At 42.8% G+C, this 18153-nt stretch carries 18 protein-coding genes; 17 read left to right on the top strand and 1 reads right to left on the bottom strand.

The annotated features are described in order from the left end of the window. The first annotated feature begins 11 nt into the window (after positions 1-11). The 17 genes from mgsA (at position 12) to ETB99_RS07735 (ending at position 15518) form a co-directional block, all read left to right on the top strand. A complete protein-coding gene (mgsA, locus tag ETB99_RS07655; RefSeq protein ID WP_006319482.1) occupies positions 12-419 on the top strand; it encodes a methylglyoxal synthase in 408 nt (135 codons plus the stop codon). After that, a complete protein-coding gene (gene bshB1, locus ETB99_RS07660) occupies positions 419-1111 on the top strand; it encodes a bacillithiol biosynthesis deacetylase BshB1 (RefSeq protein WP_129000971.1) in 693 nt (230 codons plus the stop codon). The genes mgsA and bshB1 overlap by 1 nt, the downstream gene beginning before the upstream one ends. Beyond that, complete coding sequence (bshA, locus tag ETB99_RS07665; protein WP_077428595.1) at positions 1108-2241, top strand: N-acetyl-alpha-D-glucosaminyl L-malate synthase BshA; 1134 nt, start codon at positions 1108-1110, stop codon at positions 2239-2241. The genes bshB1 and bshA overlap by 4 nt, the downstream gene beginning before the upstream one ends. Beyond that, entirely contained in the window at positions 2238-3431 is a 1194-nt protein-coding gene (locus ETB99_RS07670) for a CCA tRNA nucleotidyltransferase (protein ID WP_129000415.1), read from the top strand. The genes bshA and ETB99_RS07670 overlap by 4 nt, the downstream gene beginning before the upstream one ends. Further along, complete coding sequence (locus ETB99_RS07675; protein WP_164970118.1) at positions 3401-4381, top strand: biotin--[acetyl-CoA-carboxylase] ligase; 981 nt, start codon at positions 3401-3403, stop codon at positions 4379-4381. The genes ETB99_RS07670 and ETB99_RS07675 overlap by 31 nt, the downstream gene beginning before the upstream one ends. A 229-nt stretch (positions 4382-4610) precedes the next feature. Continuing rightward, complete coding sequence (gene panB / locus ETB99_RS07680; RefSeq protein WP_006319500.1) at positions 4611-5441, top strand: 3-methyl-2-oxobutanoate hydroxymethyltransferase; 831 nt, start codon at positions 4611-4613, stop codon at positions 5439-5441. 2 nt (positions 5442-5443) lie between these two features. Next, positions 5444-6292 carry a pantoate--beta-alanine ligase gene (panC, locus tag ETB99_RS07685; protein WP_077428592.1) on the top strand — a complete coding sequence of 283 codons (849 nt, stop codon included), beginning with the start codon at positions 5444-5446 and terminating at the stop codon, positions 6290-6292. A gap of 12 nt (positions 6293-6304) precedes the next feature. Next, the gene (gene panD / locus ETB99_RS07690) at positions 6305-6688 is read left to right on the top strand and encodes an aspartate 1-decarboxylase (RefSeq protein WP_012574757.1); all 384 of its coding nucleotides are present in this window, start codon (positions 6305-6307) and stop codon (positions 6686-6688) included. 54 nt (positions 6689-6742) lie between these two features. Next, positions 6743-9385 carry an ATP-dependent DNA helicase DinG gene (gene dinG, locus ETB99_RS07695; RefSeq protein ID WP_171700320.1) on the top strand — a complete coding sequence of 881 codons (2643 nt, stop codon included), beginning with the start codon at positions 6743-6745 and terminating at the stop codon, positions 9383-9385. A gap of 34 nt (positions 9386-9419) precedes the next feature. After that, the gene (locus ETB99_RS07700) at positions 9420-10178 is read left to right on the top strand and encodes a ComEC/Rec2 family competence protein (RefSeq protein WP_171700321.1); all 759 of its coding nucleotides are present in this window, start codon (positions 9420-9422) and stop codon (positions 10176-10178) included. A 183-nt stretch (positions 10179-10361) separates the two neighbouring features. Next, complete coding sequence (locus ETB99_RS07705) at positions 10362-10532, top strand: YpmA family protein (protein WP_006319505.1); 171 nt, start codon at positions 10362-10364, stop codon at positions 10530-10532. 12 nt (positions 10533-10544) lie between these two features. Next, positions 10545-11027 (top strand): cell wall elongation regulator TseB-like domain-containing protein, encoded by a 483-nt coding sequence (locus ETB99_RS07710; protein ID WP_253263584.1) that lies wholly within the window; start codon positions 10545-10547, stop codon positions 11025-11027. Then, positions 11024-12211 (top strand): pyridoxal phosphate-dependent aminotransferase, encoded by a 1188-nt coding sequence (locus ETB99_RS07715; protein WP_171700323.1) that lies wholly within the window; start codon positions 11024-11026, stop codon positions 12209-12211. Before ETB99_RS07710 ends, ETB99_RS07715 begins: the two co-directional genes overlap by 4 nt. A gap of 116 nt (positions 12212-12327) precedes the next feature. Continuing rightward, the gene (asnS, locus tag ETB99_RS07720) at positions 12328-13620 is read left to right on the top strand and encodes an asparagine--tRNA ligase (protein ID WP_171700324.1); all 1293 of its coding nucleotides are present in this window, start codon (positions 12328-12330) and stop codon (positions 13618-13620) included. Between the two features lie 67 nt (positions 13621-13687). Beyond that, entirely contained in the window at positions 13688-14359 is a 672-nt protein-coding gene (locus ETB99_RS07725) for a DnaD domain-containing protein (protein ID WP_077428583.1), read from the top strand. Between the two features lie 13 nt (positions 14360-14372). Further along, entirely contained in the window at positions 14373-15023 is a 651-nt protein-coding gene (gene nth, locus ETB99_RS07730) for an endonuclease III (protein WP_006319512.1), read from the top strand. Beyond that, positions 15024-15518, top strand: coding sequence for a YpoC family protein (locus tag ETB99_RS07735; protein ID WP_006319513.1), 495 nt, complete (start codon positions 15024-15026; stop codon positions 15516-15518). Positions 15519-15543: 25 nt separating this feature from the next. Here ETB99_RS07735 and ETB99_RS07740 read toward each other — a convergent pair whose 3' ends face one another. After that, positions 15544-18147, bottom strand: a complete 2604-nt coding sequence (locus tag ETB99_RS07740) for a penicillin-binding protein 1A (RefSeq protein WP_171700325.1) — start codon at positions 18145-18147, stop codon at positions 15544-15546. Positions 18148-18153 lie beyond the last annotated feature (6 nt).

An 18153-nucleotide genomic window follows, 5' to 3' on the forward strand; every position in this document is an offset into this window, starting at 1 on the left:
GGGCGATAAACTTGAAAATTGCATTAATTGCACACGATAAAAAGAAGGAAGATATGGTTCAGTTTGTTACAGCTTATCAACATATTTTAGCTGAACACGAATTATATGCAACAGGGACGACAGGATTGCGCATTCAAGAGGCAACCGGTCTTTCTGTGCACCGTTTTCAATCTGGGCCACTTGGAGGCGATCAACAAATTGGTGCGATGATTGCAAATAACGATATGGATATGGTCATTTTTTTCCGAGATCCATTAACCGCTCAACCACACGAGCCGGATGTTAGTGCCCTTATTCGTCTTTGTGACGTATATGCCATTCCGTTAGCGACAAACATGGGAACAGCTGAAGTGCTTATACACGGTTTAGAACGTGGCGATTTTGCATGGCGAAATATTGTGAAGCGAGGAAAAGAATGATGCATATATTAGCATTTGGGGCTCATCCAGATGATGTCGAAATTGGCATGGGCGGAACGATTGCGAAATACGCGCAACAAGGGTACGACATCGGCATATGCGATTTGACGTTAGCAGAATTATCATCAAACGGAACGGTACATACTCGACAACAAGAAGCGAAGCGGGCAGCTGACATTCTCGGTGTTCGCACACGCATACAGCTCAAACTTCCTGATCGTGGACTTGTCGTACAAAAAGAGCATATTGATCCGATCGTGACAGTCATTCGGACATATCGACCGAAAATTGTATTTGCACCGTACTGGGAAGATCGCCATCCGGATCATGGGCAATGCGCGAAATTAGTGGAAGAAGCGGTATTTTCCGCTGCCATTCGCCGTTATGGAGAACTCCCTCCTCATCGCGTACATGCCGTTTATTTTTATATGATCAACGGTTTTCATCGCCCTCATTTTGTTGTCGACATTAGTGATACAATCGATAAAAAATTAGCAAGTTTGCGGGCGTACGAAAGTCAATTCGAGCGAACGAGCGGTTCAGTTGACACGCCGTTAACGAACGGATATATTGAAACCGTTGAAAGCCGCGAGCGATTGTTCGGAAAAGAAGTCGGTGTTTCGTTCGCGGAAGGATTTATATCAAAAAAACCAGTGATACTTGCACATGATTTGTTAGGGGAAGAAAGATGAAACTAAAAATAGGAATCGTTTGCTATCCGTCAGTTGGCGGATCTGGAGTGGTTGCGACGGAATTAGGGAAAATGCTTGCTGAACGCGGGCATGACATTCATTTTATTTCGTCAAGCATTCCATTTCGACTAAACAAAGTATATCCAAATATTTACTATCATGAGGTAACAGTCAACCCATATTCTGTATTTCAATATCCCCCATACGACTTAGCGTTGGCGAGTAAAATTGCAGAAGTTGCGAAGCGAGAAGAGCTCGACATCATTCATGCGCACTATGCTGTTCCGCACGCTCTTTGTGCCTTTTTAGCGAAACAAATGGTTGGTGACCATTTGAAAATTGTGACGACGTTGCACGGTACAGACATTACCGTCCTCGGATACGACCCGTCATTAAGTGATTTAATTAAATTTGGCATCGAGCAATCCGATGTCGTCACAGCAGTATCGAATGCGTTAGCGGTTCAAACATATGAATTGCTTGACGTGCAAAAGCCGATTCAAACGGTATACAACTTTGTTGATGAACGTATATACAGCAGACGACGAAATGATGAGCTCCGTCGTCAATACGGTATCGCACCGCACGAAAAAGTAGTTATTCACGTGTCGAACTTTCGGAAAGTGAAGCGGGTATGCGATGTCGTTCGTACGTTTGCGCTCGTCGTCAAACAAGTACCTGCAAAATTGCTTCTTGTCGGTGATGGGCCAGAAATGACGGTCGTTTGTCGCCTTGTAAAAGAATTAAATTTATGCGATCACGTTCGTTTTCTAGGAAAGCAAGAAAATTTAGCGGAATTGTATTCCATTAGTGACGTGAAATTATTATTGTCAGAAAAAGAAAGTTTCGGTCTCGTTTTACTGGAAGCGATGGCGTGTCGAGTTCCATGCGTCGGAACAGCGATCGGTGGCATTCCTGAAGTAATTGAAGATGGCAAAAACGGCTTTTTATGTGCGCTCGGTGATATAAACGATGCGGCGCGTCAAACGCTTCGTTTACTGACGGATGAAACACTTCGCGAGACAATGGGGAAAAACGCATATGAAACGGTATACGAAAAATTTTATTCTGAGCGAATTGTGGCACAATATGAACATATTTATTTTCAACTTAAAGGGGAAGAACGATGAACGAACAGTTTCGGCAGGCGCTCTCTGTCATTGAAACGTTAAAACGCCATGGACATGAAGCGTATTTTGTCGGTGGTGCGGTGCGCGACTATTTATTACAAAGACCGATTGGAGACATTGATATTGCGACATCGGCCCACCCACAAGAAGTGATGGCCATTTTTCCTAGAACGGTTCCTGTTGGTATTGCGCATGGCACAGTAATGGTCATTGAACGTGGCATTTCATATGAAGTGACGACATTTCGAAAGGAAGGGCGGTATGAAGATTACCGAAGACCGAAAGATGTCACGTTCGTTCGTTCTCTTAACGAAGATTTGCAACGGCGCGATTTTACGATGAATGCGATCGCGATGAACGAGTACGGTGAGATCATCGATCCGTTTGGAGGAGTGGAAGCATTAAAGCAGCGCATCATTGAAACAGTTGGAGATGCTGCTGAACGCTTTAACGAAGATGCGTTGCGGATGATGCGAGCGCTTCGATTTGTCAGTCAACTCGGTTTTTCTTTATCATCAAAGACGAAACAAGCGATCATACAATACGGCCATTTATTACAACATATCGCCGTTGAGCGCATTGCTGTTGAATTTGAGAAATTGTTGCTCGGTCCATTTGTATCGAAAGCGATCGCACTTTTAGTGGAGACGAATTTATTTGCTTACTTGCCTGAGCTTGCAACAAAAAAACAGGAGCTGATCAAGCTAAGTAGTTATTCTTTAGTACCAGTCGATCGCATTGAAGCGTGGGCACGATTTGCATTTGTCGTTCACTTTCATCGTGAACAATTAAAAAATTGGAAATTGTCGAATCATCTCATTCGTGACATTTTGATTTGTTTAAAGGCGCTTGAACATATTCGCTCACTTACGGACTGGACAATCGATGCATTATACGAGTATGGACCGTACATTCCGCACATTGAACGTATACGTGCAGCTGTTTATGACGACAAACCGTCTGTTCACTCGTTATTGAAACAATGGGAAATGCTGCCGATTCGCAATCGAAAAGAGTTGGCGATCAACGGTCATGATTTGCTCGTTTTATTTAAGAAAAAAGGCGGTCCTTGGTTATCGGAAATGATTGAAAACATCGAGCGTGCCGTATTGCATCGTCAAGTAGAAAATGAGAAAGAGAAGTTAAAGGAGTGGGCGATGTGCAATCAGAAACGAGAAAACAATTGTTAAAACTATTTACAGAAGCAGGCGAAACGTTTTTGTCCGGGCAAAAAATTAGCGAGCAGCTCGGTTGCTCACGAACAGCTATTTGGAAACATATCGAGGACTTAAGAAAAGAAGGATTTGAAGTTGAAGCGGTTCGCAAGCTCGGCTATCGCTTAAAAAAAATGCCAGATAAACTAAACGCTAATGAACTACAACTCGGATTAAAAACGAAACGTTTTGGCTGGAGTGTATACGATCAAGAAAGCGTGCCGTCAACACAACAATTGGCTCATCAACTTGCCCATGAAGGTGCTGAAGAAGGGACGGTTGTCATTGCCGAAGAACAAACGGCAGGAAGAGGCCGTTTAAATCGGTCATGGCATTCACCGAAAGGAACAGGAATTTGGATGAGCATCATTTTACGTCCGTCCATTCCGCTACAGCAAGCTCCTCAATTAACTCTTTTAGTGGCTGTTGCGGTCGCTCAAACAATCCAAGAAATAACAAATATCGTACCGGACATTAAATGGCCAAACGATATATTAATCAATGGTAAAAAAGTCGTTGGCATTTTAACGGAATTACAAGCCGATCCCGATCAAGTGCGAGCAGTCATCGTCGGCATCGGCATGAACGTCAATCAAAAACAGTTTCCAAACGATATTGCTCCAATTGCGACATCACTCGCGATTGAAACGGGACGAACGTTCCATCGGCCGAAAATTGTTCAAACGTTATTGCAAAAATTAGAACAGTTATACGAACAATATTTACAACATGGTTTTTTACCGATTAAACTGTTGTGGGAAGGCTATTCGGTAACGATCGGTCAACAAATTGTAGCGCGTACATTAAACGGAGCCATTCGTGGTGTAGCACTTGGCATTACAGATTCGGGCACGTTAAAAGTGCAAACAGAAGACGGAGCCGTTCATTACATTTATTCTGCAGATATTGAAATAAAAAAACAGTAGGAAAATTCCGAAATATTTGTTAAAATGAAAGCGGTTGATATTGGGCAGTATCTTTGTAAGAACTGCACCACGCGCGCACGCATACAACGTATTTATGATCATTTCTGCCTTGATCCGATGAAACGGACGGGGACAGAGGGATGGAGTAGAACAAAAGTCCTTCTTTCTCATTCTGGCAGAAAGAAGGCTTTTTTTATCCATTTCCTCTGCATATGAGAGGAGGATATTAATGAAAACAAAATTGGATTTTCTCAACATGAAAAAAAATCATGAGCCAATCGTTATGCTGACAGCTTACGATTACCCGTCAGCAAAACTAGCTGAGGCGGCCGGTGTTGACATGATTTTAGTTGGCGATTCACTTGGCATGGTCGTATTAGGATACGACTCAACGATTCCTGTGACGGTTGCAGATATGATTCATCATACGAAAGCCGTTCGCCGTGGCGCGCCACATACGTTTATCGTGACAGATATGCCTTTTATGTCTTACAGTACGGTGAACGATGCGTTACAACATGCAAAAGCGATCATGCAACAATCAGGGGCCAACGCTGTCAAAGTTGAAGGAGCAGGTTCTGTATTGCAAGTCATTTCTTCTTTAACACAATCAGGTGTACCTGTTGTTGCTCATCTCGGCTTAACGCCACAATCGGTCGGGGTGTTAGGTGGATATAAAGTACAAGGAAAAGATGCTGAAAGTGCTCGACGTCTTCTAGAGGAAGCAAAAGCGTGCGAGCAAGCAGGGGCGATCGCGCTCGTTTTAGAATGTGTGCCGAAGCAACTTGGCGAAGCGATTACGAAACAACTAGCCATCCCGACAATTGGTATTGGAGCGGGAGTTGGTACGGATGGACAAGTGCTTGTTTATCACGATGTACTCGGATATGGTGTAGAACGTGTACCGAAATTTGTTAAACAATATGCGAACGTTCAGCAAACGATGCAGCAAGCGCTAGCCGAGTATGTGGCTGACGTCAAAACACGCCAATTCCCAAGCGATGAGCAATCATTTACGATGAACGAACAACAATGGCTAGCGTTATACGGAGGGAAGTAATTGTGATTACAATCGAAAAAATCGAACAGATGCAAGCCTGTATAATGGCTGAGCGTCAAAAAGGAAAAACGATCGGCTTTGTGCCAACGATGGGATACTTGCATGAAGGTCATGTGGCGTTGTTGGAACGGGCACGCAAGGAAAATGACATCGTTGTTTTAAGCATTTTTGTTAACCCGCTTCAATTTGGACCAAACGAAGATTTCGATCGTTATCCACGTGATTTTGAGCGCGATTATAAAATGGCTGAACGAGCAGGTGTGGACATTATATTTTATCCTTCTGTGCCAGAAATGTATCCGCATGAACCGTCGGTCACAGTGAAAGTGCATGAACGAGTGGATGTGCTTTGTGGAAAGTCCCGCCCTGGTCATTTTGACGGTGTCGCAACGGTTGTGACGAAGCTGTTTCATATCGTCATGCCACATCGCGCATATTTCGGGCTGAAAGATGCGCAACAAGTGGCGGTCATCGACGGACTTATCCGCGATTTCCATTTTCCGATCGAACTCGTTGCTGTTCCGACAGTACGTGAAGACGATGGCCTTGCAAAAAGCTCACGCAACGTGTATTTAAGCGAGCAAGAACGGCAAGAAGCTCCGGCGTTATATGCTGCTTTACAAAAAGGAAAAGCGCTCATTGAAGCAGGAGAACGTGACGTGGAGACCGTACGAAAAGCGATTGTGCACCATATTGAGCAACATACAACCGGTGTCATCGATTACGTTGAAGTTTATTCGTATCCAGAGTTAAAGCCACTCGAGACGTTACAAGGAAAGATCATCCTTGCGCTCGCTGTGCGGTTTACAAATGCGCGTTTGATTGATAATATCGTTATGAACGTACAATAAGGGGGAAACATGATGTTTCGCACATTAATGAACGCTAAAATTCATCGTGCTCGTGTGACGGAAGCGAATTTAAATTATGTCGGTAGCATTACGATCGATGAAGATATTTTAGATGCAGTCGGCATGGTTCCAAATGAGAAAGTACAAATTGTAAATAATAACAATGGAGCACGATTTGAAACGTATATTATTCCTGGTGAAAGAGGAAGCGGTGTGTTTTGTTTAAACGGAGCAGCAGCCCGTCTCGTGCAAAAAGATGATATTATCATCGTCATTTCATATGTACTCGTACCAGAAGAAAAATTAACATCACACCGTCCGAAAATTGCGATTATGGACGAGCATAACCGCATTAAAGAACTCATTGTCCAAGAGCCGGCGGCGACCGTTTTATAACGGGCGCCATGCCGCCTCTTTTTATTTGTCACATACATGCGAGGTGGAAAATAGATGAATGATCGCTTTGTCGTCGTCGATATTGAAACGACAGGAAATGCCCCGAAAAAAGAAGATCGCATCATCCAAATCGGTTTTGTCGTCATCGAGGGCGGCAAAGTTAAAGAACGTTTTTCAACATTTGTTCAGCCAGAGCGGGATATTCCGCTGTTTATTCAACAACTAACAGGCATTGATCATACAATGGTTCATGATGCGCCGCCGTTCCAACATATTGCTGCGATGCTTGTTGAACAATGGGAAGGAGCTTATTTTGTCGCGCATAACGTTCAGTTCGACTGGGCATTTTTACAAGAGGAATTTATTCGTAGCGGAATACAACCACCGACATGTCGACTTTTAGATACGGTAGAACTCGCCCGTTTTCTTATGCCGACACAATCAAGCTATAAACTGAATCACTTAGCCGAAGCGTTATCGCTTGCGCATGATCGTCCGCACCAAGCAGATTACGACGCAGAAGCAACGGCGCAACTGCTTCTTTTTTTACTGCACAAGCTATCTCGTTTACCGCTTGTGACATTAAAACAATTACGCCGCCATAGTCAACCGTTAAAAAGCGATTTGACCGCTCTATTAGATCAATTCATTGCCAAAAAAGAACGCTCGCTTCAAACGAATGAATCCGTCGTTGAATATGAAGGCATTGCTTTAAAAGCATGGGATTCGCCAAAACGAGTTGATCGTCATGAGCATCTTCCATCTTTTTTACAATGGCTTGCAACAAATCCATTTGTTGCGCCGTTTGAATATCGAGAAGGACAAAAACAAATGATGGACGACGTTAACTATGCGCTACAAACGTGCCAGCATGCGTTAATTGAAGCGGGAACGGGCGTCGGAAAGACGATGGCGTACTTGCTTCCGGCCGTCTTTTATGCGGTGAAGCAACAGCAACCAATCGTCGTTAGCACCTATACGCTCCAGCTACAAAAACAAATGATTGAAAAAGAGTTGCCGCGCGTTGCACAGCTCGTCCCTTTCCCATTTACGACCGCTGTTTTAAAAGGGAAGCGAAACTATATGAGCGTGCGAAAATTCGCTCGCACGTTAAAACATATCGATACAAACTACGATATTGCGTTAACGAAATGTCAATTGCTTGTTTGGTTAACAGAAACAGAGACAGGGGATGTTGATGAACTAAACTTAACGGCAGGTGGCGCGCTATTTTGGGAAGATGTACATAGCGATGATACGAATGAAGAATACGATTTTTTCGTTCGCGCGAAAGAAAAAGCGAAACATGCACATGTCATTATTACAAACCATTCATTTGTTATGCACGATTTAACAGCGGATGAAAAATTTTTGCCACCGTATGAACAACTCATTATTGATGAAGCGCATCATTTAGAAGATGTAGCTGCCCACTTTTTCGGAAGGCACGTTTCATACGAATACATTCGTTTATTGTGGACACGAATGAACGACATCGCTATGATACACAAAATGGGGGCGCTTCGCTCGCTTTTAGGAGATCTTGAATACGAACTCAATCAACTATTTCAATCTCTGCGTCATTATGTGTTGCGTCGTCAAAAAGGAGATGGACGTATGCGTTACCGTTTCGTCCCGTGGAAAGAATACGGAAAAGAGTGGAGCGGAACGATCGAGTTGCTTATGCGCATAATGAATGACGTGCAACAGTTATCACAAATGATAAACGATATTCCAAAAGAAGATGTGAAGCCTTTTACGACGTTTATTGATACTTTATGTACGCTGCAACATTTATTAACGAGCGATGATGATGATATTGTTCGTTGGCTCGAAGTAGATGCAAAAGCCGCAGTGAATGCAGTCACAGTTATTTCACAACCGCTCGATTTAGCTCATTTTTTTGCTGATCAATTATTTTCACGGAAGCGGAGCGTCATTTTAACTTCGGCTACGTTAACGACAAATGCTCGTTTTTCATTTATCATTTCGCGTCTTGGTCTTGACGATTTTTATCCATTCACACGCATCATTCCGTCTCCGTTTTCGTATGAAAAACAAGCTGCCCTTATGGTGCCAACAGACTTACCGACGTTTCCTTCGGTTACAGTTGAGCAATATGCGGAGCATGCAGCCCAACAAGTGATACGCATCGCCCGACATACAAAGGGACGAATGCTCGTATTATTCACATCGTATGAATTGTTAAAACAAACGTATGCGTATGCGAAACAATTTAACGCTGATCAGTTTGTATTGCTTGCTCAAGGAGTGAGCGGAGGCAATGCAGCGAAATTAACACGCCATTTTCAACAGTTTGAGCAAGCGATTTTATTTGGCACAAGTAGTTTTTGGGAAGGAATCGACCTTCCAGGAAGCGAAGTGACATGCGTTGTCATTGTTCGATTGCCATTTGCGCCGCCAGATGATCCGGTCATGGAAGCGAAAAGCGATTATATTCGCGCAAAAGGAGGCAATCCATTTTACGATTTATCGTTGCCGCAAGCAATTTTACGCTTTAAGCAAGGATTTGGACGATTAATTCGGACAAAAGAAGATCGTGGAATTATTTTCGTCTTCGACCAACGATTGTTAACAGCATCATATAGCAAATATTTTTTACAGTCGTTGCCACCTATTCATGTATATCATGCGCCGCTTTCGGAGCTTTTACAACATGTAAACGAATGGCTATAAAATTCCCTTCATCGGTAAAAGATAAAAGATGTAGATGAAGGGAGTGGACGTTTTGCAATGGGTGTTATTATTTTTGATATGCAATAGTTTAATGCATCCTTCAACATCAGCGGAGCATATTCAAAAAATCGATATGATGCTCGAAGAAGAAGAAATGGCGATTATTTTTTTGCCGCTTAGCGATGGAGAAGCGACGTTATTCAAACACGCAAGCGGAAAAACGGTATTGTTAAATACAGGGGCGCCGCATACAGAACGCGAACTAAAAAGATGGTTTGAACATTTCCATATTACCGAAATCGATGAACTTTCGTTAACGAGCGATGATCGGGAATATATCGGCAATGTGAAATGGATTGAACAAACGTACGGTCCGAAAGTGGTGAGCGAATGGAAAGAACAAAAGGTGTATGAACCGTTTCCCCATTTTCGGATGCAGCCGCTCTATATTGACAATGGAGATGTAACAATGTCGATTCAGTACGGGCGTCTTCGCCTTTTATATATGGCGCATGCGAGCGAAGATGTGGAACAAAAGTTGATGACGATGCCGCTTAGTGATGTAAACATATTAAAAATTGCCCATTTCGGCGTTAATGACTACCCACGTACATCGTTTTTAAAACATGTCGATCCACAAGTAGCAATCATTTTTAAGAAACATGGCAACTGGCCGAATGAACGGTTGCTTGAGCGGCTGTACGCTGCCTGGATTGATTGTTATGAGACAAATCGTTTTGGTGTCATTGTAGTGAAATGCAACTTAGAGGAATACGACGTCATGACATTTTAAAAAAGGGCCAACGTTCGGCCCGCGGTGTGTACGATAGGAATTTTTTTAATTCAAATTGACCAATGTAGGAAATCGTTGCTACAATGAAGATGTTTATACACCGAAATCGGTGTGTAATTGTATTGTTTCCGTTCGCAATAAACGATATAAGTAACAAAATTTGTACACATGGAGGATCGGGTCGTGGAAAGTAAAATCGAAGTATTAGCAACTGTAAAAGTTGAATACTCATCAGACTTATATAAAATTGTTGATTGTTTAAACCGGACGTTAAAAGAAAAAGACTTAATGTTTGGACTAGCGCTTGATGAAGAAAATAAAGAAAAGGCTGTATTTACGATTTATCGAACGTAAGAAGGGATGAAAATGAAGAAGGTTTTGATTGCCTTCGTATGCTTGTTGTTTACGGCGTTATTTTTATATATCGACGCATATAGTGATGCGGTATCATCTAAAAACGAAAGTGAACAACGTGCGATGAAACAGGCAGAGAAACAAGGGATCATCCATATCGATGACGTATATACGTACCGAGGTAGCGATGTATACGTCATCGTCATAGGAAAAAATGACGAAGGTGAACAAATGATTGCATGGGTGACAGAAAAAGGGAAAATTGTCGATGTTCGAAAGGCTTCGGAAGGTATTACGAAACAACAAGCGCAATCGTCCATTAAAACGTATCATCCGAAAGAAGTCGTATCAGTGAAATTAGGAATGGAAAAAGGGATCCCGCTATGGGAAATTACATATATTGACGAACGAGACCGTTATTCGTTTTATTACGTTCGTTTTGAAGACGGGGCCTTTTTGAAAAGATATCATTTTGCGAGGGGGAAGAATTCATGAAGTTAGCGAAGCGCGTCGCATCATTAACGCCATCATCAACGCTTGCCATTACAGCGAAAGCGAAAGAATTAAAAGCAGCAGGGTACGATGTCATCGGGCTCGGCGCTGGCGAACCAGATTTTAATACGCCGCAACATATTATGGAAGCGGCTGTGAAAGCGATGTATGATGGGCATACGAAATATACGCCATCTGGTGGATTAGCGACACTCAAGCAAGAAATTATTAAAAAATTTCAACAAGACCAGCAACTCGACTATAAACCGTCAGAAATTATTGTATGTGTCGGAGCGAAACATGCGCTTTATACGCTATTTCAAGTCATTTTAGACGAGGGCGACGAAGTGATTATTCCAACGCCTTATTGGGTGAGCTACCCAGAGCAAGTGAAACTAGCGGGTGGAGTGCCTGTTTATGTCGAAGGGCTTGAAGAAAATGAGTTCAAAATTACACCAGAGCAATTGAAACAGGCGATCACCAAACGAACGAAGGCAGTCATTATTAACTCGCCAAGCAATCCGACGGGCGTCATTTATACGAAAGAAGAGTTGCAGGCGCTCGGTGAAGTATGTGTAGCCCACGATGTTCTTATCGTTTCTGATGAAATTTATGAAAAGCTCGTTTATGGCGGACATGAGCACGTTTCGATTGCCCAACTTTCACCGGAATTGAAGAAACAAACGATCATTATTAACGGTGTGTCGAAATCGCATTCGATGACAGGATGGCGCATTGGTTACGCAGCAGGAGATGCCGAGATTATTGGCGCTATGACCGATTTGGCAAGCCATAGCACATCGAATCCAACATCGATTGCTCAATACGCCGCAATTGCTGCATATAGCGGGCCGCAAGAGCCAGTAGAACATATGCGTCAAGCGTTTGAACAACGTTTAAACATTATTTACGATCGCCTCGTTCAAATTCCAGGGTTTTCTTGCGTGAAACCACAAGGCGCATTTTACTTGTTCCCGAATGCAAAAGAAGCAGCAACGATGACCCGATACGAAAGTGTCGATGCGTTTGTCGAAGCGTTGCTTGAAGAAGCGAAAGTCGCACTCGTTCCAGGTTCAGGATTTGGTGCGCCAAACAATGTGCGTTTGTCGTATGCGACATCACTTGATTTACTTCATGAGGCGCTTGATCGTATCGAAACATTTATAAATGAAAAAACGCGTGGCTAGTCGATATGGCTAGCCTTTTCTTTCATGGGTGAAAACGATCGTCTTGCGTTTTTTTGTCGAAATGTATTAATATTGATGATGTACATAATAGTTGAACGTCTTTGGAGGGACTTTTTGTGAAAACGACAATTGCAGAAGTACATAAATATGTAGGTCAAGAAGTAACAATTGGCGCTTGGCTTGCGAACAAACGGTCGAGCGGAAAAATCGCTTTTTTACAATTGCGTGATGGCACAGGCTTTATTCAAGGAGTTGTGGAAAAAGCGCAAGTGAGCGAAGGTGTATTTCAGGCGGCAAAAAGCATCACGCAAGAAAGTTCGCTTTATGTGACAGGTGTAGTGCGTGAAGATGCACGTTCACCGTTTGGATACGAGCTTTCCGTCACAAACATTGAACTCATTCATATGGCTGTTGACTATCCGATTACACCAAAAGAACATGGCGTTGAATTTTTAATGGATCATCGTCATTTATGGTTGCGTTCGAAGCGCCAGCATGCGATTATGAAAATCCGCAACGAAGTCATTCGCGCGACGTATGAATTTTTCAATGAAAACGGCTTTGTCAAAGTCGATCCACCAATTTTAACAGGAAGTGCGCCAGAAGGAACGACGGAATTATTCCATACAAAATATTTTGATGAAGATGCATACCTTTCTCAAAGCGGCCAGCTATATATGGAAGCGGCAGCGATGGCGCTCGGGAAAGTATTTTCATTCGGTCCAACGTTTCGTGCTGAAAAATCAAAAACGCGCCGCCATTTAATTGAGTTTTGGATGATCGAGCCGGAAATGGCGTTTTATCAATTTGAAGATAACTTACAAGTCCAAGAACAATACGTATCCCATATTGTGCAATCGGTATTAAAAAATTGTCAGCTCGAGCTGAAAACGCTCGGACGCGATACGTCTAAATTAGAAAACGTAAAACCGCCATTTGCGCGCATCACATACGATGAGGCGATCCAACTTCTTCATGAGAAAGGATTTGACGACATTCAATGGGGCGATGACTTCGGTGCGCCACATGAAACAGCCATTGCGGAAAGCTTTGACAAACCAGTATTTATTACACATTATCCAACGACATTAAAGCCGTTTTATATGCAGCCAGATCCAAACCGTCCAGAAGTTGTTCTTTGCGCGGATTTAATCGCTCCAGAAGGATATGGTGAAATTATTGGCGGTTCAGAGCGTATTCACGACTATAATTTATTAAAACAACGGTTAGAAGAACATCAGTTATCGCTCGATGCGTATAAATGGTATTTAGAACTTCGTCAATACGGCTCTGTGCCACATTCAGGTTTTGGACTAGGACTTGAACGAACAATTGCTTGGATTTGTGGCGTTGAACATGTTCGGGAAACGATTCCGTTTCCGCGTTTACTCAATCGTTTATACCCATAATGATGAAATCCCCCGTGCTCACATGGGGGATTTGTTTTATGATATAATAGGGCGTGAGGTGTTTGACATGGATAATGAAATGATTCGTTTTTTTCGTGAAGGAAGTGTGGCAATTCCAAGGTTATTGTTAACGAGCTATAAAACGCTTGGGTTAAATGAAACAGAGTTTATGTTACTGTTACACATTCATTCGTTTCTTGAACAAGGCATTTCATTTCCAACCCCAGATGAAATCGCTGCACGCATGACCATTTCATCTGAAATGTGCATGCAACAATTGCGCAAGCTTGTGCAAAAAGGATTTTTAGCCATTGAAGAACGAATGGATGATAACATTCGTAGTGAATGCTATTCACTCGATCCGCTTTGGGAAAAACTTATTCGTGCTGTTTTTCAAGAACAAAAACAAGAAGAAGAGCAAGAAGAACAATTGTACACCGTTTTTGAACATGAATTTGGCCGTCCACTTTCCCCGATGGAATGCGAGACGTTAGCGATGTGGATGGATCAAGATGAACACGATCCGATCATCATTAAAGCGGCGTTACGTGAAGCTGTACTATCAGGAAAACTAAATTTCCGTTACATTGATCGCATTTTATTCGAATGGAAAAAGAACGGAATTAAAACGATCGAGCAAGCGCAACAACATGCGAAAAAGTTTCGAAAAAACCAGGTGAAACAAGATCAACCGTATAAACCAACCGTTCCGATTTATAATTGGCTTGAACAGTCGTAGAAAGGATGGTTACATGTTAACGAAGCAACAAATTCGCTACTGTTTAGATGAAATTGCAAACATGTTCCCAAACGCGCATTGTGAGCTCGTTCACCGCAATCCGTTTGAGCTATTGATCGCTGTTGTATTATCGGCGCAATGTACTGATGCGCTCGTTAATAAAGTGACGAAGCAACTATTTGAAAAATATAAAACACCAGAAGATTACGTCTCTGTTCCGCTAGAAGAGCTTCAACAAGATATACGTTCGATCGGACTATATCGGAATAAAGCGAAAAATATTCAACAACTATGTCGTATATTAATTGAACAATATAGCGGAGAAGTGCCAAAAAATCGCGATGAATTAATGAAGCTTCCAGGCGTCGGACGGAAAACAGCGAACGTCGTCGTATCGGTTGCATTCGGTGTTCCTGCGATTGCTGTTGATACGCATGTCGAACGTGTCAGCAAACGACTTGGCATTTGTCGTTGGAAAGATTCTGTGCTAGAAGTAGAAGAAACGCTAATGAAAAAAATTCCGAAAGAAGAATGGTCGGTGACCCATCATCGCCTTATTTTTTTTGGGCGCTATCATTGTAAAGCGCAATCACCAAAATGTGACGTTTGTCCATTGCTTCATCTTTGTCGCGAAGGAAAAAAACGGATGAAAGGGAAGAGGTAAATGATCGTTCCAAAATTGTTTCAACATCCGCTCTTTTTTTCGGCCGATTTCATTGATGATATCCATACGTTTCAACCGTTCCCGATGATGATGAAGCACGTGCCATTTTATTACGATATAACGCAAAAAGAAGAGCCTTGGCAACAAAAAGAGCAGTCGCTTCCTGCCATATTTCAACTTTGGGAAGAAGAAAAGCGTGAACTCGCCCCATTGTTTGCAGCGCGTCAAGCGAACGAAGCAAAAGAGGGGATCGTTCGGGGAATAAGCTACTTTTTATGTGCGTTACATTGGCTCAATGAACGAGCAGTAAGCAACGTATACGAATGGGAAAAGGAAGTTCAGTCGCTCCCGCTTCGTCCGTTAAATGTTGTGGATCGGCTTTCGTTTATTTTCGTCCGTCCTACTCTTCACCATTCTTTCGTCCAATTAGATGAACTATTTACCGAGCTTATGAAGCTATTTTATAAACAAATGGCTCAACAAAAAAGAGACTGAGCGCGTTCTCAGTCTCTTTTCTTACTTATTGATTATTCGTTGTTCCACCGCTATTTCCATTTCGTTGTTGATTGTTCGTTCCCGACGAGTTTGTTGATGAATTGTTATTCGGATTTGTTGGATTTGTCGGGTTTGTTGGTGTTCCCGGATCGCTCGGATTTGTTGGCGTCTCTGGATTGCTTGGGTTTGGCTCGGTCGGGTTTGTTGGCGTCTCCGGGCTTTCTCCGTTTCCCGGTTGTTCCGGTGATTCATTTTCACTCGGTTGTTCCGGTTCTTCTTTCGGAATTTGCACAAGTGCTGTAGCAGGTGCGCTTTGTGTGCCATCTGCTGTGACGACGTATACTTCAAATAAGTACACCGAACCTTCTTTTGCCTCAACGGTTAGTTGTGAATCTTTTGTTGTTGCAATAACGGTCGGTTTACGACCATCTACTGTTTGTCTTACTTCAAACGACACATCTTTTTCAGGATCGATCGTGTATGACCACGATAACGAAATCGTTTGTGTCGCTGGATCGTATTGTGCTCGTAAGTCTTTTACCGGTTCGACGACTTCTGGCTTATCTTCAGCTACTTCTGTCGGTTCTTCATAACCGCGCACGAAATATTCGTACGTAATTTCATTTTCTGGCGTATATTCATTTGCTAGTTTCGGCGGATTCGTTCCTTTTTTCACCGCCAGTTTCACGACGCTTTTCGGTTGTTTAAAATCGCCACCACTGCCGTCATCGACGTGGGAAATGACGCGTTTAAACAACTGCTTCGCATATTGTTGTTCAGATCTAGATAAATATGCTTCGCTACTTTTTTTACTAAATCCTGTCCAAATGGCAGCCGTATAGTTTGGCGTATAGCCAACAAACCAGCTATCAGGTACAGCGCCTCTTGCAAGACCGTATTTGCGCCGATCTTTTTCATCATAGTTCGTCGTTCCTGTTTTTCCGGCAATATGAAGTCCTGGCACGTTTGCGGCTGTCCCTGTTCCAGATTGAACGACCGTTTTTAACATATCGGTAATCATAAACGCCGTATAGTCCTTCATCGCCACCTTTGGTTCTGGGCGAAGATCCATCTCCGTTCCGTCTGGAAACACAACTTTTTTTACGGCATGTGGTTCAATGTAAATGCCGCCGTTTCCGAATGCGCTATATGCACCGGCCATTTGGAGTGGAGAGACGCCTTTGCCGACGCCACCAACCGCATATGCTTCATGCATTTCTTCAAAGCCCATGCCAAGCTTGTTCGCAAACTGTTTTGCTCGCTCTAAACCGACTTCTTGAAGCGCTTTTAAGGCAGGGATGTTTCGGGAACGAGCAAGTGCTGTTCGCATCGACATTTGTCCTTCATATTTGCCGTCCCAGTTTTTAATCGGTGTTCCATCAGAATATTGATACGGTTCATCTTTTAGTTGATGATACGTTGACCATTTTAAATATTCGATTGCAGGACCGTAGTCAACAATTGGTTTAATTGTCGAACCAGGCTGTTTTCGTGTATCCGTTGCATAGTTAAATCCGAACGTGACACCTTCTTCTTTTTTCCGACCGCCGCCAAGCGCCCGAATTTCGCCTGTTTTCGTATCTACGACCGCAATACCAGCTTGAAAATCAGCTTTATTTGTACGAATGACTTCATCGGAATTCAATAAATTCTCTACATATGATTGAGCGTTCGGATCTAACGTTGTATAAATGTGCAATCCAGCCGTAAACACATCAAGCCCTGTTTTTTCTGTTACTTCATCGATCACTTGATCAACAAAAGAGTCATACGGAATATCGCTTTGTTGTTTATTTTCTGTTAATAGCGATTGTACAGGCACTTTTTTTGCTTCTTCTGCTTCTTCTTTCGAAATAAACCCATGTTTCGCCATTAGCGATAGCACCGTATTGCGACGCTTTTCGGCCGCTTCTGGATGCGTAAACGGATTGTAGTTGTTCGGGCTTTGCGGAATGCCGGCGAGCAATGCCGCTTCAGGAAGCGTTAATTGCGATAAATCGCTTTTTCCGAAGTACGTCTCTGCCGCTTTAGCAACACCGTATGATCGGCTCGAGTAATAAATTTTGTTTAAATACATTTCTAAAATTTCATGCTTTGAATATTTTTGCTCTAACCGAATCGCAAGCCATAATTCTTGCACTTTCCGTTTTAACGTTTTTTCAGGTGTTAAAAAGGAAAGTTTGACAACTTGTTGCGTAATTGTACTTCCACCTTCAGCACCAAATCCTTCACGAATGTTCGCTAACACTGCACCGAAAAAGCGCACAACATCAAACCCGTGATGTTCATAAAAGCGGGCGTCTTCTGTTGCAAGCACCGCTTCCTCGAGCACTTTTGGAATATCGTTATACGATATATAAATGCGCTTTTGTTGACCGAGTTCTACTACTTTTTGCCCGTTGACGTCGTAAACAATCGAAGCCAAAGGATCTCGCAACAACGTTTCATCAAGTGGCGGTGCATCTTTAATCATCCATGCAAATGTAACGACGCCTGAAAACATTCCGATTGTCATTATGAGCAACATAATGAGCACAATTTTTTTCATCATCGAACGCCCTCGTTCACGCGGACGTTGTTTCTTTTGTTCCGCTTGTTTTCGTTCTGTTCGTGAACGATAATTCGCCATATCGTT

This window comes from Anoxybacillus sp. CHMUD, from assembly GCF_013096965.1.
GTDB classification, from domain to species: Bacteria; Bacillota; Bacilli; order Bacillales; family Anoxybacillaceae; genus Anoxybacillus; species Anoxybacillus kestanbolensis_A.